The 25,814-nt window shown below is 68.6% G+C and carries 25 protein-coding genes; 12 read left to right on the top strand and 13 right to left on the bottom strand.

Annotated features, from left to right (window positions below):
- A partial coding sequence (locus G3N96_RS13455; protein WP_206137517.1) for a helix-turn-helix domain-containing protein occupies positions 1 to 496 on the bottom strand: 496 nt, incomplete at its 3' end.
- Positions 497 to 673: 177 nt separating this feature from the next.
- Here G3N96_RS13455 and G3N96_RS13450 point away from each other — a divergent pair.
- The 3 genes from G3N96_RS13450 (at position 674) to G3N96_RS13440 (ending at position 4,586) form a co-directional block, all read left to right on the top strand.
- Complete coding sequence (locus G3N96_RS13450) at positions 674 to 1,633, top strand: MBL fold metallo-hydrolase (RefSeq protein ID WP_124577858.1); 960 nt, start codon at positions 674 to 676, stop codon at positions 1,631 to 1,633.
- 179 nt (positions 1,634 to 1,812) lie between these two features.
- Positions 1,813 to 3,162 (top strand): MFS transporter, encoded by a 1,350-nt coding sequence (locus G3N96_RS13445; protein ID WP_206137516.1) that lies wholly within the window; start codon positions 1,813 to 1,815, stop codon positions 3,160 to 3,162.
- Positions 3,163 to 3,248: 86 nt separating this feature from the next.
- Positions 3,249 to 4,586 (top strand): MFS transporter, encoded by a 1,338-nt coding sequence (locus G3N96_RS13440; protein WP_206137515.1) that lies wholly within the window; start codon positions 3,249 to 3,251, stop codon positions 4,584 to 4,586.
- A 21-nt stretch (positions 4,587 to 4,607) separates the two neighbouring features.
- Here G3N96_RS13440 and G3N96_RS13435 read toward each other — a convergent pair whose 3' ends face one another.
- From G3N96_RS13435 to G3N96_RS13425, 3 genes are all read right to left on the bottom strand, one after another.
- Positions 4,608 to 4,904, bottom strand: coding sequence for a hypothetical protein (locus tag G3N96_RS13435; protein ID WP_124577864.1), 297 nt, complete (start codon positions 4,902 to 4,904; stop codon positions 4,608 to 4,610).
- Positions 4,905 to 5,018: 114 nt separating this feature from the next.
- Positions 5,019 to 6,839 (bottom strand): diguanylate cyclase, encoded by a 1,821-nt coding sequence (locus G3N96_RS13430; RefSeq protein WP_241022622.1) that lies wholly within the window; start codon positions 6,837 to 6,839, stop codon positions 5,019 to 5,021.
- Positions 6,840 to 7,165: 326 nt separating this feature from the next.
- On the bottom strand, positions 7,166 to 7,966 hold the full coding sequence (locus G3N96_RS13425) for an SDR family oxidoreductase (protein WP_124577866.1): 801 nt from the start codon (positions 7,964 to 7,966) through the stop codon (positions 7,166 to 7,168).
- 136 nt (positions 7,967 to 8,102) lie between these two features.
- Between G3N96_RS13425 and G3N96_RS13420 the strand changes: the two genes are divergently transcribed.
- Together G3N96_RS13420 and G3N96_RS13415 are read left to right on the top strand one after the other, a co-directional pair.
- Complete coding sequence (locus tag G3N96_RS13420) at positions 8,103 to 9,062, top strand: GlxA family transcriptional regulator (RefSeq protein ID WP_206137514.1); 960 nt, start codon at positions 8,103 to 8,105, stop codon at positions 9,060 to 9,062.
- Between the two features lie 75 nt (positions 9,063 to 9,137).
- The gene (locus G3N96_RS13415; protein WP_206137513.1) at positions 9,138 to 10,286 is read left to right on the top strand and encodes an epoxide hydrolase family protein; all 1,149 of its coding nucleotides are present in this window, start codon (positions 9,138 to 9,140) and stop codon (positions 10,284 to 10,286) included.
- A gap of 93 nt (positions 10,287 to 10,379) precedes the next feature.
- Here G3N96_RS13415 and G3N96_RS13410 read toward each other — a convergent pair whose 3' ends face one another.
- The gene (locus G3N96_RS13410) at positions 10,380 to 10,871 is read right to left on the bottom strand and encodes a 2,4'-dihydroxyacetophenone dioxygenase family protein (protein ID WP_047850045.1); all 492 of its coding nucleotides are present in this window, start codon (positions 10,869 to 10,871) and stop codon (positions 10,380 to 10,382) included.
- Between the two features lie 170 nt (positions 10,872 to 11,041).
- On the opposite strand from G3N96_RS13410, the gene G3N96_RS13405 reads away from it, so the two are divergent.
- From G3N96_RS13405 to G3N96_RS13395, 3 genes are read left to right on the top strand one after another with little or no spacing between them, the layout of a single operon-like run.
- Entirely contained in the window at positions 11,042 to 11,512 is a 471-nt protein-coding gene (locus G3N96_RS13405; protein ID WP_206137512.1) for a MarR family transcriptional regulator, read from the top strand.
- 45 nt (positions 11,513 to 11,557) lie between these two features.
- Positions 11,558 to 11,893: a hypothetical protein gene (locus G3N96_RS13400; protein WP_206137511.1), complete on the top strand. Its 336-nt coding sequence runs from the start codon at positions 11,558 to 11,560 to the stop codon at positions 11,891 to 11,893.
- Positions 11,890 to 13,128, top strand: coding sequence for an MFS transporter (locus tag G3N96_RS13395; protein WP_206137510.1), 1,239 nt, complete (start codon positions 11,890 to 11,892; stop codon positions 13,126 to 13,128). Before G3N96_RS13400 ends, G3N96_RS13395 begins: the two co-directional genes overlap by 4 nt.
- A 162-nt stretch (positions 13,129 to 13,290) precedes the next feature.
- Here G3N96_RS13395 and G3N96_RS13390 read toward each other — a convergent pair whose 3' ends face one another.
- Positions 13,291 to 14,241, bottom strand: coding sequence for a LysR family transcriptional regulator (locus tag G3N96_RS13390; protein WP_179255304.1), 951 nt, complete (start codon positions 14,239 to 14,241; stop codon positions 13,291 to 13,293).
- 105 nt (positions 14,242 to 14,346) lie between these two features.
- Here G3N96_RS13390 and G3N96_RS13385 point away from each other — a divergent pair, with 105 nt between their 5' ends.
- Positions 14,347 to 15,702, top strand: coding sequence for an aspartate aminotransferase family protein (locus tag G3N96_RS13385; protein ID WP_206137509.1), 1,356 nt, complete (start codon positions 14,347 to 14,349; stop codon positions 15,700 to 15,702).
- A gap of 49 nt (positions 15,703 to 15,751) precedes the next feature.
- A complete protein-coding gene (locus G3N96_RS13380) occupies positions 15,752 to 17,269 on the top strand; it encodes a CoA-acylating methylmalonate-semialdehyde dehydrogenase (protein ID WP_206137508.1) in 1,518 nt (505 codons plus the stop codon).
- Between the two features lie 155 nt (positions 17,270 to 17,424).
- Here G3N96_RS13380 and G3N96_RS13375 read toward each other — a convergent pair whose 3' ends face one another.
- From G3N96_RS13375 to G3N96_RS13355, 5 genes are all read right to left on the bottom strand, one after another.
- A complete protein-coding gene (locus tag G3N96_RS13375) occupies positions 17,425 to 17,799 on the bottom strand; it encodes a hypothetical protein (protein WP_089442553.1) in 375 nt (124 codons plus the stop codon).
- Positions 17,800 to 18,086: 287 nt separating this feature from the next.
- The gene (locus G3N96_RS13370) at positions 18,087 to 19,022 is read right to left on the bottom strand and encodes a DMT family transporter (RefSeq protein ID WP_206137507.1); all 936 of its coding nucleotides are present in this window, start codon (positions 19,020 to 19,022) and stop codon (positions 18,087 to 18,089) included.
- 126 nt (positions 19,023 to 19,148) lie between these two features.
- Positions 19,149 to 20,081, bottom strand: a complete 933-nt coding sequence (locus tag G3N96_RS13365) for an AEC family transporter (RefSeq protein ID WP_206137518.1) — start codon at positions 20,079 to 20,081, stop codon at positions 19,149 to 19,151.
- Between the two features lie 182 nt (positions 20,082 to 20,263).
- A complete protein-coding gene (locus tag G3N96_RS13360; protein ID WP_206137506.1) occupies positions 20,264 to 21,148 on the bottom strand; it encodes a LysR substrate-binding domain-containing protein in 885 nt (294 codons plus the stop codon).
- A 139-nt stretch (positions 21,149 to 21,287) separates the two neighbouring features.
- Positions 21,288 to 22,223, bottom strand: coding sequence for an AraC family transcriptional regulator (locus G3N96_RS13355; RefSeq protein ID WP_206137505.1), 936 nt, complete (start codon positions 22,221 to 22,223; stop codon positions 21,288 to 21,290).
- Between the two features lie 87 nt (positions 22,224 to 22,310).
- Between G3N96_RS13355 and G3N96_RS13350 the strand changes: the two genes are divergently transcribed.
- Both G3N96_RS13350 and G3N96_RS13345 read left to right on the top strand, forming a co-directional pair.
- Positions 22,311 to 23,741 carry a cytochrome P450 gene (locus G3N96_RS13350; RefSeq protein ID WP_206137504.1) on the top strand — a complete coding sequence of 477 codons (1,431 nt, stop codon included), beginning with the start codon at positions 22,311 to 22,313 and terminating at the stop codon, positions 23,739 to 23,741.
- 233 nt (positions 23,742 to 23,974) lie between these two features.
- Positions 23,975 to 24,286: a panthothenate synthetase gene (locus G3N96_RS13345; RefSeq protein ID WP_089474805.1), complete on the top strand. Its 312-nt coding sequence runs from the start codon at positions 23,975 to 23,977 to the stop codon at positions 24,284 to 24,286.
- Positions 24,287 to 24,367: 81 nt separating this feature from the next.
- On the opposite strand, the gene G3N96_RS13340 is transcribed toward G3N96_RS13345, so the two are convergent.
- Both G3N96_RS13340 and G3N96_RS13335 read right to left on the bottom strand, forming a co-directional pair.
- Positions 24,368 to 24,751, bottom strand: coding sequence for a hypothetical protein (locus tag G3N96_RS13340; protein WP_206137503.1), 384 nt, complete (start codon positions 24,749 to 24,751; stop codon positions 24,368 to 24,370).
- 138 nt (positions 24,752 to 24,889) lie between these two features.
- Positions 24,890 to 25,690 (bottom strand): helix-turn-helix transcriptional regulator, encoded by an 801-nt coding sequence (locus tag G3N96_RS13335; protein WP_206137502.1) that lies wholly within the window; start codon positions 25,688 to 25,690, stop codon positions 24,890 to 24,892.
- Between the last annotated feature and the right edge of the window lie 124 nt (positions 25,691 to 25,814).

Raw genomic sequence — 25,814 nt, 5'->3', positions numbered from 1 at the left:
GTGCGGGATCGCCGAACGCGCGGAACACGTGGCCGGTGGCCGTCGTGTCGAGCGACATCACCGAGCCGACATGCAGGTTCACATGCAGCGGATAGCCGCCGTGCTCGATGCGCACGATCGTCGGCCCGAGCGCGCCCGGCACCGACAGCGCGACGCTCAGGCCGACCGCCTCCGCGAGCCGCGCCGCGTGCGGCAGCGCCGCCCGATAGGCCGGCTGGCGCTCGATCGACATCAACCCGAGCCGCAGCGACAACGGGCCCGGCTCGTAGTTGCCGGTGATCGCATCGCGCTTCACGAGCGCGAGCCGCGTCAGGCTGACGAGATAGGTGTGCGCCTGCGCGGTCGACAGATCGGCCGCCGCGGCCAGCTCGGACAGGCCAAGCGGCTTGCGCCGGCGCGCGAGCGCGTCGAGCAGCCGGCCGCCGACCTCGACACTCTGGATCCCGCGCTGCGCCTTGGGCGGCGCGTCGTCTGCGCTGACTTCGTGGTTCTGCACGCGATGATTCTTCCGTTGTCGAAACCCCGCATGGTATCCGACGCCATTTATCGCGCCAGCCCGCAGGTTTACCCGTATTAGACAATAGCAAGCGACTTTGTCATTGACAAATATTCGGCGCAGGACGAAGATCCGCTCACTCCCCTCAACACATGGCTCGCAGCCACGGAACGCAACATGGCCAAAGCATTCGCCTCCCAAGCCGATCTGGAAGAGAAGAAAGTCACCTGGACGAAGCTGTCCGAGAACGCGTACGCGTACACCGCCGAAGGCGACCCGAACTCGGGCGTGATCATCGGCGACGACAGCGTGCTGATCGTCGACACGACCGCGACGCCCGCGATGGCCCAGGACCTGATCGCGAAGATCCGCAGCGTGACCGACAAGCCGATCAAGCACGTGGTGCTGTCGCACTACCACGCGGTGCGCGTGCTCGGCGCGTCCGCGTATTTCGACGAAGGCGCGCAGCACGTGATCGCGAGCCGCGGCACGTACGAGATGATCGTCGAGCGCGGCGAGGCCGACATGAAGTCGGAGATCGAGCGCTTCCCGCGCCTGTTCGCCGGCGTCGAGACGGTGCCGGGCCTGACCTGGCCGACGCTCGTGTTCGAGCGCGAGATCACGCTGTTCCTCGGCAAGCTCGAAGTGAAGATCATGCACGTCGGCTCGGGCCACACGAAGGGCGACACGATCGTCTGGATTCCGTCGCAGAAGGTGCTGTTCTCGGGCGACCTCGTCGAATACGACGCCGCGTGCTACTGCGGCGACGCGCAGCTCGAACAATGGCCGGCCACGCTCGAGGCGCTGCGCGCGCTCGGCGCCGAGAAGCTCGTGCCGGGCCGCGGCCCCGCGCTGCTGAACCCGGCCGACGTGAACAAGGGCCTCGACTACACGAAGGATTTCGTCACGACGCTGCTCGCGCAGGGCCGCAAGGCCGTCGAGCAGCAGCTCGACCTGAAGGCGTCGATGGCGCTCACGCGTGAGGCGATGGATCCGAAGTTCGGCCACGTGTTCATCTACGAGCACTGCTTGCCGTTCGATGTGTCGCGTGCCTTCGACGAAGCGAGCGGCATCACGCATCCGCGCATCTGGACCGCGCAGCGCGACAAGGAAATGTGGGCCGCGCTGCAGGACTGAGCGGCTTGCACAGGCGGGGTGTCCGGCAGGGCGCTCCGCCTTTTTTCTGACGCGGCGACGGGCCACGGCTTCCTGCCGGCTTTCCGTCCGCCGAATCCGATCTCACAAGAAAGCAGGGCGCACGTATGCCCTGGGAGACGGCTGCGCGCGCGAATCGCGCAGCCTGTTTGGAGAGAGACATGCCCCAATCGCTTCCCGCCGAAGCGACGCTCGCGCACGCGAGCGCTTCGGTTTCCGCTGCTGCCGCCACGGACGACGCGCTGCTGTTCCGCAAGATCGCGTGGCGGATCGTGCCGTTCCTGTTCCTCTGCTACGTCATCTCGTTCCTCGACCGCATCAACATCGGCTTCGCGCAGTTGCAGATGAAGCACGATCTCGGCTTCAGCGACGCGATGTACGGCCTCGGCGCCGCGGTGTTCTACGTCGGCTACGTGTTCTGCGAAGTGCCGAGCAACCTGCTGCTCGCGCGTTTCGGCGCGCGCCGCACCTTCACGCGGATCATGCTGCTGTGGGGCATCGCGTCGACCGGGATGATGTTCGTGTCGCAGCCGTCGCATTTCTACGTGCTGCGCTTCCTGCTCGGCGTGTTCGAAGCGGGCTTCTTTCCCGGCATCGTGCTGTACCTGACCTACTGGTTCCCCGCGAACCGGCGCGCGGCCGCGATCTCGGTGTTCTTCGCGGGCGTCGCCGTGGCCGGCGTGCTCGGCGGCCTGATGTCGGGCTGGATCATGCGCGACATGAGCGGCGTACTCGGGCTGCACGGCTGGCAGTGGATGTTCGCGATCGAAGGCGCGCCGGCGATCCTGCTCGCGTTCGCCGCGTTCACGTTGCTGGTCGACCGGCCGCAGGACGCCGCGTGGCTCACGGCGGATGAAAAGGCGCGGGTCGCCGCGCTGTGTGCCGACGGCCGCGGCCACGGCCACGCGCACGACGGGCGCAGCCTCGTGGCGGCGCTTGCGAACCCGCGCGTGTACCTGTTCGCGTTCATCTATTTCTCGCTGACCTGCGCGTCGCTGACGCTCAACTTCTGGATGCCGCTGATGATCCGCGATTTCGGCGTGACCGACGTCGTGGCCGTGAGCCTGTACACGGTGGTGCCGAACGCGGTCGGCGCGGTGGGGCTGATCCTGATCGCGCGCCGTTCGGACCGCACCGGCGAGCGGCGCAAGCACTTCGCGTGCTGCACGATCGGCGGCGGGCTCGCGCTCGCGGCGCTGACGCTGCACCTGCACAGCTTCGCGGCGATGCTCGCGTGCCTGTCGATCGCGGCGACGCTGATCTTCGCCGCATTGCCGATCTTCTGGGCGGTGCCGACCCGCTACCTGTCGGGCAACGCGGCCGCGGCCGGGATCGCGCTGATCAGCAGCATCGGGATCACGAGCGGGATCGTCAGCCCGTGGGTGATCGGGATGATCCGCACGCGCACCGGCAGCATGGATCTCGCCGTGTATCTGCTGGCCGCGCTGCTGGTGGCGAGCGGCGTCGCGCTGATGCTCGGCGTGAAGGGCGAAGGCGCGCGGCGCGGCTAGGTAAGCCAGGGCCGGTCGCCGCTGGCGGGCGGTGGCGACCGGCGCGACGCATGGGCCCGTATCCGAATCCATCGAGGAGACGATCGATGTCAGCCCCTCTTCAAGCGGACGCCGCGCGTGGCGTCGCGTCCGGTATCGCTTCAACGGACGACGCACTTTACCGCCGCATCGGCGCGCGGATCGTGCCGTTCCTGTTCGTCTGCTACATCGTGTCGATCCTCGATCGCAGCAACATCGGCTTCGCACAGTTGCAGATGCGGCAGGACCTCGGCCTGACCGACGCGATGTATAGCCTCGGTGCGGTGTTGTTCTTCGTCGGCTATGTCTTGTTCGAGGTGCCGAGCAACGCGCTGCTGCGCCGCTTCGGCGCGCGCCGCACGTTTGCCCGGATCATGTTCCTGTGGGGGGCGGTGTCGGTCGCGATGATCACCGTCGACAGCGCGAAGCATTTCTACGTGCTGCGCTTCCTGCTCGGGCTGTTCGAGGCCGGGTTCTTTCCGGGCGTGGTGTTCTACCTGACGTACTGGTATCCGGCACGCCGGCGCGCGTCGGTGCTGTCGATCTTCTACGCGGGTGTCGCCGTGGCGGGGATGGTCGGCGGGCTGCTGTCGGGCTGGCTGATGCGCGGAATGTCGGGCGTGCTCGGGCTGCACGGCTGGCAGTGGATGTTCGCGATCGAGGGCGCGCCGGCGATCCTGCTCGGCGTGATGGCATGGTTCTGGCTGTGCGATCGTCCCGAGCAGGCGAGCTGGCTGTCCGACGCTGACCGCCAGCGGCTCGCGGCCGACCTGGCGGCCGACCGCGCCGGTGCCGGGACGCCGGCGCCGCATTCGCTGCGGCAGGTGCTGGCCGAACCGCGCACGTACCTGTTCGCGTTCATCTATTTCTCGCTGACCACCGCGCTCCTGATGCTGCTGTTCTGGATGCCGCTGATGATCCGCGAATTCGGCATTCACGACGTCGTGCAGATCAGCCTGTTGTCGGTCGTGCCGAACGCGATCGGCGCGGCCGGCCTGATCGCGATCGCGCGGCGCTCCGATCGCAAGCGCGAACGGCGCTGGCACTTCGCGGCATGCGCGCTCGGCGGCGCGGTGGCGCTCGCGCTGCTGACGCTGCACCTGTCGAGCATCGTCGCGATGATGGCGCTGCTGTCGGTCGCGGCGATGCTGATCTTCGCCGCGCATCCGGTGTTCTGGGCCGTGCCGTCCGCGTATTTCTCCGGCGCGGGCGCGGCGGGCGGGATCGCGCTGATCAGCAGCATCGGCGTGTCGAGCGGCATGATCACGCCGTGGCTCGTCGGGCTGATCCGCACCCGAACCGGCAGCATGGACCCGGCGATGCTGATGATCGCGGCGCTGCTGGCCGCGTGCGCGGTCGCGATGCTGCTGGGTGTGCGGGCGGCGCCGCGTGCGGCATCGGCGTGACGCGGGCGGCGGCGGTGCGGTTCAGTGGAAGGTCATAAACAGCCCGGGCAGGACGATCAGGCCGTGCAGCGCCAGCGCCCAGTAGATCGTGCCGCCGCGCGCCTGCTGGTCGATCGACAGGCACGCGATCACCGCCATGACCCCGATGGCCGACAGGCCGGCCGCCCAGAAGAGCGCGGTGATGAACACGCGAAGGCCCATGTACGGATCGTCCATCGAACTGGCGAACCCATAGCCGAACAGCAGCGCCAGCAGCTCGATGAGCGCGACGGCGAGAAGACCTGACGCGAGACGCGCGGTCAGTTTGGAATTGTCCATGGCAAATCGTGGTGAGGTGGGCCCGGAGCGCTAGCCTACCCGATCAGTCGCGAATATGTCGCGCAACGGGTGCGGCGGGACGCCGGACAGGAGCGGGCGTCGTGTGCCCGACACCTACGCCCGATACACCTCGATCCGGTTGCGGCCGCGCTCCTTCGCGAGATAGAGCGCCTTGTCGGCGCGCGACAGCGGCTGGTAGGCGCCGAAGTCCGACGCCCGCATCGCGTCGATGCCGATGCTGACGGTCAGCGTGACCTGCTGGTCCTCGTGCATGAGCCGCGCCTGCATCGCGCGTTGCTGCACGCGCCGCGCGAAGGCCAGCGCGCGGTCGAGATCCGCGCCCGGCAGCACGATCGCGAATTCCTCGCCGCCGACGCGTCCGACGATGCCGTCCGGCCCGGTTTCCGCGAGCAGCAGCCGCGCGAAATGCCGGAGCGCGCGGTCGCCGACCGGATGGCCCCAGCGGTCGTTCAGCGCCTTGAAGTGATCGAGATCGAGCATCAGCACCGCGGCGGCGTGGCCGGTCGTGCGCACGGCGCGCAGCGCGGCTTCGCTTTGCCGCATGAACGCATGGCGGTTCGACAGCTGCGTCAGGTGGTCGGTCGTGGCCATCCGGTGCAGTTCGGCCTCGATGTGCTTGCGGTCGGTCGCGTCGGTGATGAAGCCGTGCCACACGGTGCCGCCGTCGGCCGTGCGCTGCGGGCGCGCATCGCCTTCGCGCCAGCGCAGGCCCTGGCCCGGCAGCAGCACGCGATAATCGAGGCGCCACGGCGTCAGTCGCACCGCCGAGTCGTGCAGCGACAGCCGGTAGGCGACCAGGTCGGCCGGATGGATGCGCGTCTCGACCGCCTCCGCGCTGTCGGCGAGCTGCTCGGGCGTCAGTTCGTAGATGTCCCCGACACCCGCGCTCGCGTAGGAAAAGAAGCGGCGCCCGTCGGGCGCCTGCCGCAGCTGGAACACGAGCCCGGGAACCTGGTCGGTGAGATCGGTGACGAGCGCGGCCGAGTCGCGCAACCGCGCGGCGAGCTCGCGCAGCGCGGTGATGTCCGTGGTCGTCCCGACCATCCGGAGCGCGCGGCCGCGGCTGTCGCGGTCGATCACCTTGCCGCGGCTGCAGATCCATTTGTACGAGCCGTCCTTGCAGCGGATGCGGTGCTCGACCGCGTAATGGTCGGTGCGGTGCTCGAAGTGCGCGAGCATCGCGGCCTTCACGTCGGCGACGTCGTCCGGATGCAGCCGTTCGTACGCATCCTCGATCCGGGTGCTGAGCTCGTGCGGCGCGTAGCCGAGCAGCGCCTTCCAGGCCGGCGAGTAATGGATCTCGCCGGTTTCCACGTTGCGATCCCACACGCCGGTGCCGCTTTCGGTGAGCGCAAGCGTGGTCAGCGTGCTGTGTTCCTCGACGGCGCGGAGGCGTTCGCGCAAGGTCACGGTTTCGAGCGCGCGGCCAAGCACGCTCGAGGCAAGTGCGGCGAGGTCACGTAGCAGCGCGCGTTGCGTGGCATCGAGCGCCGGGGCTTTATCGTCCGCGATGCACAGCGTGCCGAGTGTCGCGCCATCGGGCGCGGCGAGTTCGCAGGCCGCGACGACCCGCGGCGCGTGACGCGCACCGTCGTTGCGTTGCCCGTTGGCGTGCGCGCGCCACGGGGCGAACCGCGAATCGGCGGCCGGCATCGGCTCGGCTTCGGGCGGCAACGCATCGGCGGCCAGCGAGTCGGGAAGCGGATCGGGCAACGCGCCGTCGGCGGCCAGCACGCGTGGCGCATCGGCGTCGACGCGCGCGACGAACGCGCCGGCCGCACCGAAATACGCACGTGCGACACGGCAGACGGTGTCCAGTTCAGGCAGGGGTGGGAGCGCGGGCCGACGGTCGGCCGACCCGCGCGCGGAGGCCGGCGCGTTGCCGGTCTCGGTGATGAACATACGGGCCTGCATGGTCGAATTCCGCAACGGACGATTGCCCTCGTGATCGGACGAATGCCGGTCGAACGAGGTCGCTTGGGGACTGCAATCGCAGAGCTTACTGTTGCGCGGAATGCGTGGCAAGCGAACCGGAATCGTCGGTCGGCGCGCGACATTTATGCCGACCGGGAAATAATCCGTCGCGTGTTTCCGCAGACGAATTCATCGATCCGCATCGGCCCGGAAACGTGCCGCGGAACCGCGGATGATGACGGGCGACTCGCCACGTATCACCGTGTTCCGCGGCACCTCCCGGGTTCGACGTGCCGGTTGCTTTCGACCTGCGGGATGCCGCGTGGTCAGCCCGCCGTCGAATAGCGCGGCGCGGGCGTGTCGGCCGACAGGTGCGGCGCCATGGTGCGGCGCGCGGCCTCGTACGCGGCCCATTCGTCACCCGCGTGCAGCGACGGAATCGTCACGCGTTCGCCGCGATCGAAGCCGACCAGCGCCGCGTCGACCATGTCGGTCGCCGACATCACGATTTCCTTCGGCAGGTGCTCGAGCGGCAGGCCGCCCGTTTGCCAGAAATCTGTGGCGGTCGCGCCGGGCAGCACGGCCTGCACCTGCACGCCCTTGTCGGCGAGTTCGTGATGCAGCGACTGGCTGAACGCGAGCACGAACGCCTTGCTGCCGCCGTACACGCCGTTCAGCGTTTCCGGCGAGATCGCGACGATCGACGAAATGTTGATCACCGCGCCGTTGCCGCGGGCGACGAAGCCGGGCACCGCCGCATAGGTGAGGCGCGTGAGCGCGGTCACGTTGAGGTCGATCATCCGCGTCATCGCATCGACGTCGCTGTCGAGCAGCGGCGTGTGCGTGCCGATGCCCGCGTTGTTCACGAGCAGCGTGATGCTCGCATCCTGCTTCAGCTTCGCCTCGACGGCGGCGAGTGCGGCGCGGTCGTTGAGGTCGGCGTCGATGATCTCGACGCTGCGCCGCGTGTCGTTCGTGATGCGGTCGGCGAGGGCGGCCAGGCGGTCGCGGTTGCGCGCGACCAGGATCAGGTCGTAGCCGCGGCGCGCGAGGCGATCCGCGTAGACGGCGCCGATGCCCGACGAGGCACCGGTAATGAGGGCGGTACCGCGATGTGCTTGCGTCATGATGTGCTCCGTTTCGAGGGAAATGGCCGGATGGCGTGAAGCCATTCTGGTCCCGAATCGTTGCGACACAAATGACGTAGATGGGTATGATTCATGACATCGGGCCGACCCATTCGCCCGGGACGGGAGAACTCACATGCACCGCATCGGCTTTCTGATCAGCGACGGCTTCCAGATCATGGCGCTCGCCGCGCAATCGGTGTTCGAGTACGCGAACATGGGCATGAGCGAGCCTTTCTACTGGATGGCCAACTATTCGGTCGACGGCGGCGACGTGCGCTCGTCGCTCGGGCTGCCGGTCGCCACGCACGCGCTGCGCGGGCGGATCGCCGTCGATACGTGGATCGTCGCGGGCGTCAACGATCCGCTCGCTTCGCCGGCGCCGGCCGGCGTCGTCGCGTTCCTGCGCCGCACCCATGCACGCGCGCGGCGGGTCGCCGGCATTTGCACGGGCGCGTTCGTGCTGGCCGAAGCCGGGCTGCTCGCGCAGCGCCGCGCGACGACGCACTGGGCGTTCGGCCGCGACATGCAGCGGTGCTATCCGGAGATCCGCGTCGAGGACGACCGGATCTACATCGTCGACGGCCCGATCTGGACGTCGGCCGGGATGACGGCCGGCCTCGACCTCGCGCTTGCGATGGTGGAAAAGGATCTCGGCGGCGATGCCGCCCGCTCGGTCGCGCACAAGCTCGTGATGCACCAGCGGCGCGCCGGGGGCCAGTCGCAGCATTCCGAAATGCTGGAACTCGCACCGAAATCCGACCGGATCCAGAACGCGCTGAACTATGCGCGGCGGAATCTCGGCCGCGCGCTGACCGTCGAGGATCTCGCCGAAGCCGTCCACCTGAGCCCGCGCCAGTTCAGCCGCGTGTTCACGCTCGAAACGGGGCAGTCGCCGGCGAAGGCGATCGAGCGGCTGCGGCTGGAGGCGGCGCGCCTGATGATCGAGCAGAGCCGCCATTCGCTCGACGTGATCGCGAAGGAAAACGGCTTTCGCGACCGTCGGCACATGCGCGAGGCGTTCGTGCGCGGGTTCGGCGTCCCGCCGCAGGCGATGCGGCGTGACGCGCGTACGGACGAGCGGGAAGCGGGCTGATGCCCGCGGGGCGACACGCCAGCGAGCGTCGGAAAAATCGCGCAGAATCTCCGGCACGCTTCGTGAGGAGACACCATGCACGCCGAGCCGTTCGAGATTGCGATACCCGATCACGCGCTGGATGACCTGCGCCGGCGCCTGCGCGCCCGTCGCCCGCCGATGCTCACGCCCGCCGAGCCGTGGCAGCAGGGTGTGGACGGCGCGTGGCTGCGCGAACTGACCGACTACTGGGCCGAGCGCTTCGACTGGCGCGCGGAGGAGCGTGCGCTGAACCGGTTGCCGCAGTTCGTCGCGGACGCAGGCGGGCAGCGCGTGCATTTCATCCATCGGCGCGGGGCGGGACCAAGACCTTATCCGCTCGTCATCACGCACGGCTGGCCGGGCTCCGTGTTCGAATTCGCCGCGCTGATCGAGCGCCTTTGCGATCCGGCCGCATTCGGCGGTGATCCTGACGACGCATTCGATGTCGTCGTACCGTCGCTGCCCGGCTTCCTGTTCTCGCCCGCGCCAACGGCGCCCGGCACGTCGGCATTGCAGGTTGCCGACTGCTGGGCGGCGTTGATGTCCGGCCTCGGTTATCGACGCTTCGGCGCACAAGGCGGCGATCTCGGCGCAGGTGTGTCGATCGCGCTCGGCGCGCGGCATGCCGACCGGGTGGACGGCATCCACCTGAACTACCTGCCCGGCAGCTACGAACCGCCGGCCGACGCGGCCGTGCCGCTGACCGACGACGAACGGGCCTTCGTGACGCAGCGCGGCGAGTGGGCCGCGCTGGAAGGCGGCTACGCGCATGTGCACATGACGAAGCCGCAGACGCTGGCCGTCGCGCTCAACGATTCGCCGGCCGGACTGGCCGCCTGGATCGCCGAGAAATTCCGTGCATGGAGCGATTGCGACGGCGACGTCGCACGGCGGTTTTCGCACGATGCGCTGCTGACCGGCATCTCGCTCTACTGGTTCACCGGCTGCATCGGCTCATCCATGCAGATGTATTGGGAAAACCGCCTGCAGCCCATGCGCTTCGCAGCCAGGCAACGCGTGACGGTGCCTGTCGCGTTCGCGCGCTTTCCGAAGGAAATCAGCCGTCCGCCGCGCAGCTGGCTCGAACGCGTGTTCGACGTCGTGCAATGGACCGACATGCCGAGCGGCGGCCATTTCGCGGCGATGGAAGAGCCGGATCGCCTGGCCGACGATATTCGGACATTTTTCCGGCGCGTTCGGTGACGATCGGGGCGGCCGGCGAAGCGCACCGGCGGCCATCCGGTCGACAAGGAACGCGAGCGCCACGCGGATCGTGACGCGACGGTGGCGCCTGCGTTAACGCGTGACGAACGGCGCGGCGTCGTCCGGCGCCGTACGCGCATGCTTGCGCTGGCGCAGCAGCGCGACGCGGCAGTTCTCGCGCGCGGTCTCGCGGCCGTCGTCGTCGAGCAGCACGAGATCGCCGCGCATCACGTTGAGCGTGATCACGTCCTCACCCGGCGCACCGAGCGTTTCCGGTGTGTGCACCGAGCCGGCCGGCTCGAGCACCGTCGAGCCGGCGTGCGCCACCCAGTCGTATTCGCGGTAGCGCCACGCCCCCTGCAACGTATGGACGAACACCTCGCCTTCATGACGGTGGCGCGGCAGCGTGCCGCCGGCCGGCATCTTCAGCAGCGCGGTGAGGGTGTCCTCGGCCGCATTGATGTGCAGGTACTTGATCGCCAGCCCCGGCAGGTCGGCGCTCATCGGCAGCCACGGCAGCGCATCGCCGGGCAGGCATGAGATCGGCGGCAGGTCGGTGGAGAGCGGGGCGGACGGCTGCGTCATGGCGGGCGGCAGAGCGGCAATGGGGAGCCCGCATTATCGCAGAGCCGGCTCGCGCAGCCGAACGGGACGTTTCGCATCGGCTTTCGGGCTCAGGGGGAGCGGCGATTCTTACAACCTGAAATATGCAGCTAAACTGTACAGTTTGACTGCATATCTGCTATCGTGGCTTCATGAACACGCCATCGACTCCCCCCGAAGCGCTCCCCTTGGCCGGCCTTGCCGGCGAACTCCGCATCTCGGTCGGCAAGCTGATGCGACGGATGCGGGAGCAGGTCCACCCGAACGACCTGACGGCATCGCAGAAGTCGGTGCTGTTGCGGCTCGACCGCGACGGCCCTGCGACCGTGTCGGCGCTCGCGCGCGCCGAGAGCGTGCGGCCGCAGTCGATGCGTGTGACGGTCGCGACGCTCGAGACGCTGGGCGCGGTCATCGGCGAGCCCGATCCCACCGACGGCCGGCAGACGCTGATCGCGCTCACGCCTGGTTTCCGCAAGGCGCTGCAGGCCAACCGCGCGGCCAAGGACGACTGGCTGTTCCGCGCGCTGCACGCGCAACTGTCGGAGGCCGAGCAGGCCGAGCTGGCATCGGCCGTGAAGCTGCTGCAGCGGCTCGCCGAATTCCAGGAACCGCCGCGTTCGTAACCCCTGTCGACCCGCATCGACCCGCTAGCCGAAAGGGCAATCCGCATGAACCTCCCGCATCTCGTGTCGTATTTCTTCGGCGGCGCGTTTCTCGCGAACGTCGTGCCGCATCTCGTCAGCGGGTTGCGCGGGGAGCCGTTCCAGACCCCGTTCGCGAATCCGCCCGGGCGCGGGTTGTCGTCGTCCACGGTGAATGTGTTGTGGGGTGTCGCGAACCTCGTGATTGCCTACGTGCTGGTGTGCAGGGTCGGCGACTTCGACCTCCGCGTCACGGCTGACGCGGCGGCGTTCGGCCTCGGCATCCTTCTGCTCGGGCTGTTCCTCGCGCGGCGCTTCGGTGAGCTGCACGGCGGCAACGAGCCCGACCGGGAGCGGCCATGAGCGTGCCGGCGGCGGGCGTCTTCCGCTCGCTTCGCAGCTTCAACTATCGGGTGTGGGCGATCGGCTCGCTCGTGTCGAACATCGGCACGTGGATCCAGCGCACCGCGCAGGACTGGCTCGTCCTCACGCAGCTCACGCATCACGACGCGTCGGCCGTCGGCATCGTGATGTCGCTGCAGTTCGGCCCGCAACTTCTGCTGCTGCCGTGGACGGGCTACGCGGCCGACCGTTTCGACCAGCGCAAGCTGCTGATGGCGACCCAGGCGCTGATGGGCGGGCTTGCGCTCCTGCTAGGGCTGCTGACGGTGACCGGCGTCGCGCAGCTGTGGCACGTGTATCTGTTCGCGTTCCTGTTCGGCTGTGCGTCGGCGTTCGATGCGCCGGTGCGGCAGACGTTCGTTGCCGAGCTGGTCGCCGATCGGGAGCTGGCGAACGCCGTCGCGCTCAACTCGACGTCGTTCAACGCGGCACGGATGATCGGGCCGGCGGTGGCCGGCTTCATCATCGCGTCGGTCGGCACCGGCTGGGCGTTCCTGCTCAACGGGCTCAGCTTCGTCGCGGTGCTGGCGTCGCTGTCGATGCTGCGTGCCGACGAGCTTCGTGCCCATGCGCGGGCCGACCGCTCGCGCGGGAGCCTGCTCGACGGGTTCCGTTACGTGTGGCAGCGCCCGGACCTGAAGGCGATCCTCGTGATGCTGTTCCTGATCGGCACGTTCGGGCTCAATTTCCAGTTGTTCATCTCGACGATGGCGGCCAGCGTGTTTCACGTCGACGCACGTGGCTTCGGCGTGCTGTCGTCGATGATGGCCGTCGGCACGATCACCGGTGCGCTGCTCGCGGCGCGCCGCGACCGGCCGCGTTTCCGGCATCTGTGGATCGGCGCGGCGCTGTTCGGGCTCGGCTGCACGCTGGCGGCGCTGGCGCCGGGTTACTGGCTGTTCGGCGCCGCGCTCGTGCTGACCGGGATCGCCGCGATCACTTTCATGAACTCGACCAACAGCCTCGTGCAGTTGTCGACCGAGCCAGCGATGCGTGGCCGCGTGATGGCGCTGCGTCTCGCGGTGGCGCTCGGCGGCACGCCGATCGGCGCGCCGGTGGCCGGCTGGGTCGCGAATCATCTCGGCCCGCGCTGGGCGCTCGGTGTCGGCGCGATGTCCGGTTTTACCGCGGCGCTCGTCGCGACGCATTTCATGAAGCGGATGCGTGCGCAGGCGGGCAGCAGCGAGGGTGTCTGATTGACCGCTGAGCCGTCGCAGGCTGCATAGCCGACTACTTCGCCGCTCAGCCAGCCACTCGGCCAGTCAGCCAATCAGCCAATCAGCCAATCAGCCACTCAGCCACTCAGCCACTCAGCCACTCAGCCACTCAGCCACTCAGCCACTCAGCCACGACGGCCGTTAAGCGACCGGCCGCGCCGCCGCATGCGCGGCTTCCAGACACGACTGAAACAGCAATGCCGCCCGCGACGGCCGCGGCGAGCGCCGCAGCAGGCTCACGAACCGGCACCGGTAATTGAACCGGTGCGGCGCGATCGGCTGCATCAGCCCCTTGTTTTCGAAGCTTTCCGCGTAATGGTCGGGGAGGAAGCCGAGATAACGGCCGGACAGGATCAGCGTCGCGATCGACTCCTGGTCCGACGCGGTCGCGCTGCGCGTGAGCTTCGCGCGATGGCTCAGCTCCATGTTCGGGGAATGGAAGCCGAGGCCCGCGAACGCATGGTTGCGGATCGTCGTCCACGTGAGCTTGCCGTGCGGCGCATCGTAAAGCGGATGCTGGCGGCCGCAGTAGAGCAGCATCCGTTCGTCGAACAGCTCCGAATACACGAGGCTGCCCGAGTTGCGGTGCGCGGGAATGATCCCGACCTGATAGCTGCCGTCGATGATCCCGCGCTCGACCTCGTTGATCGACGCGACATGCAGGTTCAGCGCGACGTCGGGCGCTTCGTCGGCGAACTGGCGGATCGCGTCGCCGAGCCGCGCGTTCGCGTTGGTGGCCGTCTTGTCGAATACCGCGATGTGCAGTTCGCCGCCCATCCGGTCGTGAATGCCGTCGATCCTGCTGCGAAATGCTTCCATCGACGCGAGCAGCCGCAGCGTCTCCTCGTACACCGTCTGGCCCTCGGGCGTCAGCGTGAAGCCCGCGCGGCCGCGCCGGCACAGCACGAGGCCGAGGCGCGTTTCCAGATCCTTCACGTGCCGGCTGATCGTCGAGATGCCGATATTCAGTTCCAGTTCGGCCGCGGCCATCCCGCCGCACTGCACGACGCCCTTGAAGACCCGCAGCAGGCGGAGATCCATGTCGCTGAGCTGCCCGAGCAGCGCGCGACTCTTCGGTTGCTTTGCTTGCATAGATGCGCAAGTGAACATTGATATTGCGATATTCAAAAGACTAATTGGCCTCCCGACAATGCGCAATATCAACATAAGGAGGAGGGGCGCCCCGCGCCGACCGACATGACCGACATCACCACCGCCCAGCACGACGAAACCACCCTCCGCACCGACGCCGCGTGGCTCGACGCGCACTGGATGCCGTTCACGGCCAACCGCCAGTTCAAGGCCGATCCGCGCCTGATCGTGTCGGGCAAGGGCGCGTATTACACGGACGCCGAAGGCCGCAAGATCTTCGACGGCCTGTCGGGTCTCTGGTGCACGGGCCTGGGTCACGGCCGCACGGAAATCGTCGAAGCCGTGAGCCGCCAGGTCGCGCAGCTCGACTACGCGCCGGCATTCCAGTTCGGCCATCCGAAATCGTTCGAGCTCGCGAACAAGATCAAGGACCTGACGCCGGCCGGCCTCGACTACGTGTTCTTCACGGGTTCGGGTTCGGAAGCGGCCGATACCTCGCTGAAGCTGGCCCGCGCGTACTGGCGCGCAAAGGGCAAGGGCACGAAGACGCGCCTGATCGGCCGCGAGAAGGGCTATCACGGCGTGAACTTCGGCGGCATCTCGGTCGGCGGGATCGGGCCGAACCGCAAGCTGTTCGGCCAGGGCCTCGACGCCGACTTCCTGCCGCATACGCAACTCGCCGACAACAAGTTCTCGCGCGGGATGCCCGAGCACGGCGCCGAACTGGCCGACCGCCTGCTCGAGCTGATCGCGCTGCACGATGCATCGAACATCGCGGCCGTGATCGTCGAGCCGTTCTCCGGTTCGGCGGGCGTGGTCGTGCCGCCGAAGGGCTATCTGAAGCGCCTGCGCGACATCTGTACCGCGCACGACATCCTGCTGATTTTCGACGAAGTCATCACGGGCTTCGGCCGGGCCGGCGCGATGACGGGCGCCGATGCGTTCGGCGTGGTGCCGGACATCATGAACTTCGCGAAGCAGGTCACGAACGGCGTGCAGCCGCTCGGCGGCGTGATCGCGACGAAGGAAATCTACGACACGTTCATGGCCGCGGGCGGCCCCGAGTACATGCTCGAGTTCCCGCACGGCTACACGTATTCGGCGCACCCGGTCGCATGCGCGGCCGGCGTCGCGGCGCTCGACCTGCTGGTGAAGGAAGACGCGGTGGCCCGCGTGCGCGATCTCGCGCCGCATTTCGAGGCCGCGGTGCATGGGCTGAAGGGCCAGCGCCACATCACCGACATCCGCAACTACGGGCTGGCTGCCGGCCTGACGATCGCGGCGCTGCCGGGCGAGCCGGCCCGGCGCCCGTACGAGATCGCGATGCGCTGCTGGGCGAAGGGTTTCTACGTGCGCTACGGCGGCGACACGATCCAGCTGGCGCCCCCGTTCATCTCCGAGAAGCGCGAGATCGACAACCTGGTCAACGCGCTGTCCGACGCGCTGAACGAAGTGGACTGAGCCGCGGCTTGCCCTGAGCGATAACCGAATTCACGAAAGAGCCTCAACGATGAAACACGACAGCAACGTAACCTCCACCGTCGGCCACCTGATCGACGGCAAGCGCGTCGGCGGCGGCAGCCGCGTCCAGCCGGTGTTCGATCCGGCTACCGGCGAATCGCACAAGAGCGTCGCGCTCGCCGACAAGCTGACCGTCGAAGCCGCGATCGCATCCGCGCAGGCCGCGTTCCCGGCCTGGCGCAATACGCCGCCGCTGAAGCGCGCCCGCGTGATGAGCCGCTTCAAGACGCTGCTCGAGGAGCACGCCGACGAGCTGTGCGCGCTGATCACCGCCGAGCATGGCAAGGTGCTCGCCGATGCGATGGGCGAACTGCAGCGCGGGATCGAGAACGTCGAATATGCGACCTACGTGCCCGAGCTGCTGAAAGGCGAGCACAGCAAGAACGTCGGCCCCGCGATCGATTCGTGGAGCGAGTTCCAGGCGCTCGGCGTCGCGGCCGGCATCACGCCGTTCAACTTCCCGGTGATGGTGCCGCTGTGGATGTGGCCGATGGCCGTCGCGTGCGGCAACACGTTCGTGCTGAAGCCGTCGGAGCGCACGCCGTCGTCGACGTTGCGCATGGCCGAGCTCGCGCTCGAGGCCGGCCTGCCGCCGGGCGTGCTGAACGTCGTGAACGGCGACAAGGAAGCGGTCGACACGCTGCTGACCGACCCGCGCGTGAAGGCGGTGAGCTTCGTCGGCTCGACGCCGATCGCCGAATACATCTACTCGACCGGCTGCGCGCACGGCAAGCGCGTGCAGGCGCTCGGCGGCGCGAAGAACTTCGCGGTCGTGATGCCGGACGCCGACATCGGCAACGCGGTGAACGCGCTGATGGGCGCCGCGTACGGTTCGTGCGGCGAGCGCTGCATGGCGATTCCGCTGGTCGTCGCGATCGGCGACGAGACGGGCGACCAGGTCGTCGCGGGCTTGAAGGCCGAGATCGAGAAGATGAAGGTCGGCCCGGGCAACGGCGCGGGCGTCGACATGGGCCCGCTCGTCACGCAGCAGCATTTCGAGAAGGTGACGGGCTTCGTCGAAGCCGGTGTGGCAGCGGGCGCGACGCTCGTCGTCGACGGCCGCGGCGTGAAGGTCGACGGTCACGACGGCGGTTACTACCTCGGCCCGTGCCTGTTCGACAACGTGAAGCCCGGCATGCCGATCTACCAGCACGAGATCTTCGGGCCGGTGCTCGGCGTGATCCGCCTGAAGTCGCTCGACGAGGCGATGGCGCTGATCGACGCGCACGAGTACGGCAACGGCACGTGCCTGTTCACGCGCGACGGCGAGGCCGCACGCTACTTCGGCGACAACATCCAGATCGGCATGGTCGGCATCAACGTGCCGCTGCCGGTGCCGGTTGCGTACCACTCGTTCGGCGGCTGGAAGCGTTCGCTGTTCGGCGACCTGCACGCGTACGGCCCGGACGCCGTGCGCTTCTACACGAAGCGCAAGACGATCACGCAGCGCTGGCCGTCGGCCGGCGTGCGCGAAGGCACCGTGTTCAGCTTCCCGTCGAACCGCTGACGCGCCATCCGGCTGCATGCATCGCCTGCCTGTCTGACGGCGGGCAACGCAATGCAAGGCGGCCGGCGTGACCGCGGAAAGGCCCGCCCGGATCGACGATCCGCGCGGGCTTTTTCACGTCCGCGCGGCGCGCGCGGACGACGGCGGGAGGAAGGTTACGGTGCCACCACGTGCCACATGTCCTTGAAGTTGTCGCCGTTGCGGTCGCCCTGTTTCATGTCCTTCGAGAAGAAGTACAGCGGCTTGCCCTTGTACGCCCATTGCGGGCTGCCGTCGTCGCGCTTGACGATCGTGTAGGGCCCGACCGGAACGTCGGTCGCGCTGGCCTTGTACGGTGGCCAGAAGGATTCGCACTGGCCGGTGCACGCGCTGGTGCCGGCGTTGGCCTTGTCCTTGTCGAACGTGTAGACGGTCATCCCGTTTGCGGCGACGAGCGCGCCGTTTTCGACTTTCGTGATCGAGCCTTGGGCCGACGCCGAAGCGGATGCAATGGCGAGCAGGGCGGAACTGACGAGCAGCGCGGCTTTCATGAGGGCCTCCTGTAATCCGGTGGGCGGCCGCGATCGCGCACGGGCGAGCGTGCGCCGGGATCGCGATGAATGGTGCCGGAACGCGGTGCCGTGACCGCCGGTGCGAGCGACGCAGGGTCGAGTGGCGGTGAACGGGGCGCTCCATTCACGATAGGCGGTTTTTGGCGGGGCTGCGAGAACATCGGGGGGCGTATCGGCCGCGCGTGGGCGTGACACGACGGCCGTCATGCTTCGGCGCCGGGATTCGACATCCGTCCCCTTAGGCGCGAGGGACGCATGCCGATGCGTCAGCGCCTCGCGCGATTGGTCAGCGCGACGCCCGCGATCACGAGCGCACCGCCGGCCAGCATCGACGGCGACAACGGCTCGCCGAGCAGCGCGACCGACAGCAGCACGCCGAACACGGGGACCAGGTTGGTGAACACGGCCGCACGGGCCGGCCCGAGTTCGCGGATCCCCTGCGAATACCAGACGAACGCGACCACCGTGCCGATCGCGCCGAGGTAGAGCATCGACGCGACGGCCTGCCACGTCAGCGGCGTGCCGTTGCCGGCGGGCGAGCCGAACAGGTGCGCGCCGATCAGCAGCGCGAGGCCCCACAGCGCCGCATACGTCGTGGCCGCGAGCGGCGACAGCCCGTCGAGCGCGCGTCGGCCGATCACCGTATAGGCGGCCCAGCTCAGCACCGCGCACAGCATGAAGCGTTCCCCCGAGCCGAACGTGTCGCCGAGATCGGTCAGCACCCGCAGCAAGTCGCCGCGGCTGATCACGACCAGCGCGCCGAACAGCGCGACGGCGATGCCGGCCCAGCGCGACAGCGACAGGCGCTCCGCGCGCACGACGATCGACAGCAGCACGGCAGTGGCCACCGGGTTCAGCGCGACGAACAGCGCGGTGCGGCCCGCCGGCATCCGCGCCAGTGCCGCGAAAAAGCACACGTTGTACAGGAAGATGCCGGTCGCGCCGAGCCCGAAGGTCGTCAGGATCTGACGGCCGCTCAGCCTCGGCAGCCCGCCTTCGATCTTCCACGTCAGCACGACCAGCAGCAGCGCGGCGATCGCGAAGCGGCCGGTGGCCGCGGCGGTCGCGGACATCGACGCGGCCAGGATCCGGCCCGCGATGAACGTGCCGCCCCAGAACAGCGCGACGAGCGTGAGCTTCACGTAGATGGCCGCGTGCGGCCGGGTGGCGACAAGGGCGGCGGGCGGGGCGGGGGCGTTCATGTGACGGGGTTTCTTGGTTTGCGCCTGCGGCAACGCGTGAGCGACCGCGCGCGGCCGACGATGCCGAATCGCGCGATGGCCGGCTGGCAGTCTCGATTCCGGGGAATGCGGGCGGATGTTGCGTCGTCAGCGAAACACGGGCGCCGACGCGAGCGCGGTCAGCACGATCGGCATCGCGAGCGCCGCGGCGACTGTCTGGAACGCGGTGATGCCGGCCATCAGCGGCGCGTCGCCGCCGAGCTGGCGCGCCATGATGTAGGACGCCGACGACGTCGGCAGCGCCTGGAACAGCAGCGCGACGGTCAGCGCCGTATCGCCGAGCCCGAACAGGCGGCCGGCGGCGAGCGTGATGAGCGGCATCGCCATGAACTTGAACGCCGACGCGACGCATACCGGCTGCAGCCACGCACGCGCCGCATCGAATTGCAGCGCCGCGCCCACGCACAGCAGGCCGAGCGGCATCGACGCGACGCCGAGCGCGCGCACGGCAGGCTCGACGGCCGCCGGGAACGTGACGCCGCCGGCCTGCATCGCGATCCCGAGCGCGCACGCGACGACGAGCGGATTCGACAGGATCTGGCGCGCGAGCGCCGCCGCGCCGAGCCGCGTGTCGCCGTAGCGCGCGAACACGAGCACGCACATCAGGTTGACGGTCGGGACGATCGCCGCGACGCATACGGCCGCGAGCGCGATGCCTTTTGCGCCGAACAGGCCAGCCGCCAATGCGGTGCCGACATAGTTGTTGAAGCGCACGGCGCCCTGGAACACCGACGTGAAGCCGGCGCCGTCGACCCGCACGAACCGGCGGACTAGCAGGAGAAGCGCCGCGGCGAGTGCGGTCGAACCGACCAGTGCCGCCGCGAGCGGTACAACGGGCAGTGATTGCAGTCGTGCGTTCGCGAGGCTGTCCGCGAACAGCGCGGGCAGCAGCACGTAGTAGCACAGCCGCTCGGCCTGCGGCCAGAACGCATCGCCGATGAAGCCCGTGCGCCGCAGGCCGTGGCCGAACGCGACCAGCAGCGCAACTGGCGCCAGCGCGAGCAGGATCGGGCCGATCATCGACGCGCCTTCACGCGAGCCGTGCGGGTGGTGCGGGCCGCCGAGATCGGCGGGCACGCAAAACGGCGGAACGAGGCGGGAATCCATCCGGCGGGCAACATGGCGACACGCAATCGAAAGAATGACGATGCCGCCAAGTTAACACGCGCAAGCAACAGGAATAATGGTTAATTATCGGGTGTTCAATGAGAAATTCTCATCGATGACGCGGTGACTTCTGTTGCCAGCGCACGTGCGAAACGCTCGGCCGGACGCGACTGGTGTTCGAGCAGGACGACCGCGCGCGCCATCTGCGGCTGGCCGAACGGCAAGCGCGTGACGGGCGGCAGCCGCGCGAGCGTCGCATCGGGGAGCGCGACGATCGCCGCGCCGAGCCCTCTCGCGACCATGCGCGCGATCGTTTCCGCACTGTCCAGCACCATCTCCTCGCGCACGCGCACGCCAATGCGGCGCAGCTCCGCGGCGATCATGCGGCCGGCCCATGCCTGCGCATCGAAGCGGATGAACGGCAGCGAATCGAGCAGCGTGACCGCATCGCGTTCCGCCTGGTCCGGCGGCGCGAGCAGCCAGAAGCGGTCCTCGTACAGCGTGGTCCACGTCAGTTCCGCCGGATGCGGGCGCACGGGGCGCGTCGTGATCGCCGCATCGAGTTCGCCGGCCGCGACGCGGTTCGCGAGTTCGGCCGACATCCCGGCCGACACGTGCACGCGCAGCCGCGGGTGCGCCGCGCGCAGCGCGAGCAGCGCGTCGGGCAGCGGGCCGGACAGCGCGGTCTGGATCGCGCCGATCCGCAGGCGGCCGACCAGCTTCTTCTCGTCGCTGAGCGCGTCGGGAATCCGGTCGACCATCGCGAGCACCTGCTCGGCCTGGGCCAGCAGGATGTTGCCGGCCTCGGTGAGCACCGGCTGCCGGCGCGAGCGATCGAACAACTGCACGTTGTATTCGCTTTCGAGCGTCTTGATCTGCAGGCTCACCGCCGATTGCGTGAGGCCGATGGCTTCGCCGGCGCGCGCGAACGTCCGGTATCGGGCGATGGCGACCAGCGTTCTGAATGCGCGTAATGACATGGGTGAAGTCACGTGAGGGGCGGGATGGGCAGCGGACGACAGGCATGCGCAGGGTCCGCGCCCATCGTGCCCGCACGGGTTGGATCAGGCAACCGGGAGCCGGTACGGCAACGGCGGCCGAAGCGCGATCGCCGTCGCGTCACACCCACAGCCGATACATCCAGAACGATTCGTCGTCGATGAAGCGTTGCGTGAATTCGCTCGGCGAGAAACCGGTGATGCGCTTGACCTCGCGGCTCAGGTGCGCCTGGTCGGCGAACCCCTCGTCCAGCGCCAGCGTGGCCCAGTTGAACGCGGCGCCGGCTTCGTACCGGTCGCGCGCCGCGAAGAACGCGCTTTCCGTCCTGACGAGCGTTTGCCATTCGCGCAGCGATCGGCCGCTGTAGGTCTTGATCCGTCGCTCGACCTGGCGCGGGCTGTGGGTATGCCGCCATTCGCGCGCCTGCAGCGCGAGGCGCTCGACCCAACTGCGTCCCGCATTGCGTAGCGACGACAGCGGCGTGGCGGGCCGCAATGTCTGCCAGCGACGTGCAAGATGACGTTCGATCGCCGCCAGCGCATCGGCATCGCGTTCCGCGCCGACCAGCGCATCGAGCAGCGGATGCCAGTCGTCGCCGAGGCACGCATGGGCGTCGAGCACGCGATCGTGGATGTCCGCCAGCGCGATGCCGAACAGCGCCCGCGCCGCATCGGCGGTGAAGCAGATCATGCCGATCCTTCCACCCGTCGGCGCCCAGGCCACGGTCGGGGCCGAATGGCTGCCCGACAGCGTCGCCGCGGCACCGAAGGGGCGCCACCGGGGCCCGTCGGCCGCGTGTTCGACGAAGCCCACGTCGAGATCCCGATACCACGACACGCACACGAGCGGCGTGGCCGGAAAATGCGAGAGCCGCTGCGCGTCGCTCAATGCGACCCCGCGCGTATCGTGCAACACGATCGCGACCACCGCGCCCTGCAGGGCAGCCGGCGCGGGGTACAGCCGTCCACGCGGCGCCCGGCCGTCGCTCGGCACGCGAGGGGCGCGTGCCAGCGGATCGGGGCACGACGGCGGAATCGATGACGGGTCGGAGAACATGACGCTGGAGTATAGGGAGCGGCCCGCCGCGTGTCGATGTCGTTTGCGTTCAAGACCGCCGCCATGCCGGTGCGGACAATCCGGCCCATGAACACGCGATCCACATCCTCATGTCCATTCCATACGGGCACTGCTGCGGCGGCGCCCGTGCTTCACCCGCCCGGCGTATGGCCGCCGGGGCCGCCTGCCGGCCTGACGGGTTGGGGGCTGCTGCGCGCGATGTCGCGTGACCTGCTCGGCACGCTGGCCGGCTGGCAGCGCGAATACGGTGATGTCATGCACTTGCGAATGTGGCCCGAGCACGCGGTGGTCGTGACCGATCCCGTGCTCGTGCGCGAACTCCTGGTCACGCATCACGATGCGCTCGGGCGCTGGGAGCGCGCCGTCCGCGTGTTTGCGCAGGTCCACGGCCACAGCGTGCTGATCGCCGAAGGCGACGCGTGGCGCGACAAGCGGCAGGCGTTGCAGCCGAATTTCATGCCGAAGGCGGTGCAGACGTTCGTGCCGTCGATCGCGGCGACGGCCGGACATGCGCTCGCGCAGTGGCCCGCGCGCGATCCGGACTGGCCGATCGAAAGCGCGCTGACGTCGCTGGCGATGGACGTGATCATGCGCACGATGTTCTCCGACGCGATCGGCGACGATGCCCGCGCGGCCGAGGAAGCCGTGCGAGCGGTGAGCGCGGCGGCCAACGCCGATTTTTACTGGCCCGCGAGCACGCCGGACTGGGTGCCGTGGAAGCGCGGCAAGGCCCGGGCGATGGCCGTGCTGAACGGGCTGATCGACCGGCAACTGCATGCGCGTCTCGACCTGCCGGCGCGTGCGTGGCCCGACGATCTGCTGTCGCGTTTGTTGCGGCTGCATCGGGACGACGCGCGGCGATGGCCGCTGCAGGCCGTGCACGACGAATGCATGACCGCGTTCCTCGCGGGCCACGAGACGACGGCCGGGGCACTGACCTGGTGGGCGTGGTGCATGGCGACGAATCCGGCGGCGCAGGCCGCCGCGCGCGATGAAGTGTCGCGCGTGCTGGGCGGTTGCGCGCCGTCCGCCGAGACGCGCACGTCGTTACGCTACCTGACGCACACGCTCGAGGAAACGCTGCGCCTGTATCCGTCGGCGCCGATCCTGATCAGCCGCCGCGCGTCGCGGCCGGTCGTGCTGGGGCCGTGGCAGTTTCCCGCGCGGACGCTGTTCATGCTGCCGCTGCAACTCATGCAGCGCGATGCCAGATGGTTCGACGCGCCCGACGTATTTCGCCCCGAGCGTTTTGCCGACGACGCGCCGGCCGCACCGCGCGGAACCTACATGCCGTTCGGCACGGGCCCGCGCGTGTGTCTCGGCCAGCATCTGGCGATGACGGAAATGACGGTCGTCGCGGCGATGATCCTGCAGCGCTACGAATTGTCGGCACAGCCCGGCATGATGCCGCCGCGGCCGGTGCTGAACGTGACGCTGCGGCCGGACCGGCCGCTGCATCTCGCGATCGCGCCGGCGGCGGATGGGCGTTCCGCGTGATCCCGACGGCACGGCCGGGCGATCGGGCCGCCGAGTCGACGACAGATATCGAACGCGACGGCAGGCTCGGCTGATTCGCGCGTCGCGAACGCTTGCCGTTCGCGACGCGCAACGCAATCGAATCGTCGGAATGTGAATGTCTGCCGGCAACCGCCTTCGACGCCCCTGGCGCGGCATCGCGCAGCACCTATGCTTGAAGAGCCCAGGCCGGGCGCAGCCCAAGGAGGATGGTCATGCGCATGCTTCTCAACATACGAATCCCTCATGAGCCGTTCAACACGCTGGTGCGCGACGGCAGCGTCGGCGACGTGATCGGGCGAATACTCGAAGCGGTCAAGCCCGAGGCCGTGTATTTCACTGAGCAGAACGGCGGGCGCGGGGCGGTCGTGATCGTCGACCTGAATGATCCGTCGCAGATCCCGGCGCTCGCGGAGCCGTGGTTCTTGATGCTGAATGCGGACTGCGAGTTCCGCGTGGTGATGTTGCCGGACGATCTCAAGCACGCCGGGCTCGCGCAGATCGGCGCGAAGTGGAAGTCGACATAGACGTAGCGGGAATCAGCGCAGGACGATGCCCCTGCTCGAGACCCGGGCAGGCGGCTTGGCGCGCCGTCGTTCGCGTGCCGGCTATCGCGCAGGCTGCGACGGTTCGGCGTTCGCCGCTTTCCCGTGTTTCGGCCGCACCAGCAACAGCAGGCCGCTCAGTGCCGCCGCCGCGACGAACACGAAAAAGAACTGCTCGTTCCATCGGCGCAGGCTGTCGGACGCCACGCCGCCGTGACTCCCGGCCGAGGCGCCAGCCTCCAGCAGGAACGTGAAGACTGCCGGCACCGGTGCGGAACCCAGGTAGGCCAGGAATGCGAACTGCAACCGGCCGCGGGTCAGGAGCGACCAGACGTCCTTGCCCATCAGGCAGGCGACCAGCATCACGGGCGGGACGAGCACGATCGATGCGGCGCTGATCGCGCACAGAAACAGCCAGCCAAGTCCGATGATCGGAATGAGCGACATGAGTCGGGGCTCCTGTTTTCGGGCAATCCTGTTGTCGACGGTGCATCCGGATCGGCCTTGCAGGATGACCACGGCATGCGGCGCTTCCCGGAGTGTGCCCGATTCCACGCCGGTTGCCATCCGTCGGCACCGATGCCGTCATCCGGCCGCGTCTTCCCCCAGCGCCTGGATGAAGCGCGAAAACAGCTCGGGCTGCGACGCAATCCCGAGCTTCGCGTACAAATGCCGCCGGTGCACCTTCACCGTTTCGGGGGAGATCGCCAGCCGCTCGGCGATCGCCTTCGACGAATTGCCGCGCAGCACCATTCGCGCGATCGACATCTCGCGATCGGTCAGCACGCCCGCGCCGAAGCGGGCAAGCGCCTGCTCGACTCGCGCGCCGAGATCGGCATCGGGCGTCGCGCGCGCCGCGTCACCCACCAGCCGCCAGTGCTGCCGGATCGCCGCGAGCACCCACGGCATCGCGGCCGTCAGCTTGCCGAGCGGCTCGACGTCGAACCGCGTGCCCGCGCCGAGCGACAGCGACAGCAGGGTGTCGGCGTTCGGCCGCACGAGGATCTGGATCTCGTCGTCGCCGACCGCATCGCGGAAGTAGCTCAGGAAATATTCGCTCTGCCGGAACAGGTCGGGTGCGACTTCCTCGAGCCGGTAGCAGCCGTCGGCGAGCCCGTCGTGCGCGGCCTGCAGGAACGGGTCGAGCAGATACAAGCCGTTCAGGTAGAGCGGCACGGGCGACGCGGCGTCGGTGCCGCCCGTGTCGTATTCGTCGAGCACGAGCGGCACGCCGTCGCGGCCGATCGCGGTCGCGAGCGCATTGTCGAACGGCGCCATTTCATTGAGCAGCAGCACCAGGAACCGCCAGAAGCGCGGCTGGCCGAGATGATCGATTGCGCGGCCGAGCGCCTGGTGCATCGCGATTTCGGAAAAGAGACGATCCATACCACCACCGGAAGGGCGTAACACGAAGGGGGAATAGCGGTCCTGAAATTGGCTTCCTAGACTGCCACGCAATCAATCGGGCCCGAGTATGGGCGTTCAAAAAAGAGTGGCAAAGGATTGACCC

Source organism: Burkholderia sp. Se-20373, assembly GCF_017104705.1.
Lineage (GTDB): Bacteria > Pseudomonadota > Gammaproteobacteria > Burkholderiales > Burkholderiaceae > Burkholderia.
This window is presented reverse-complemented; position numbering and strand designations above follow the sequence as displayed.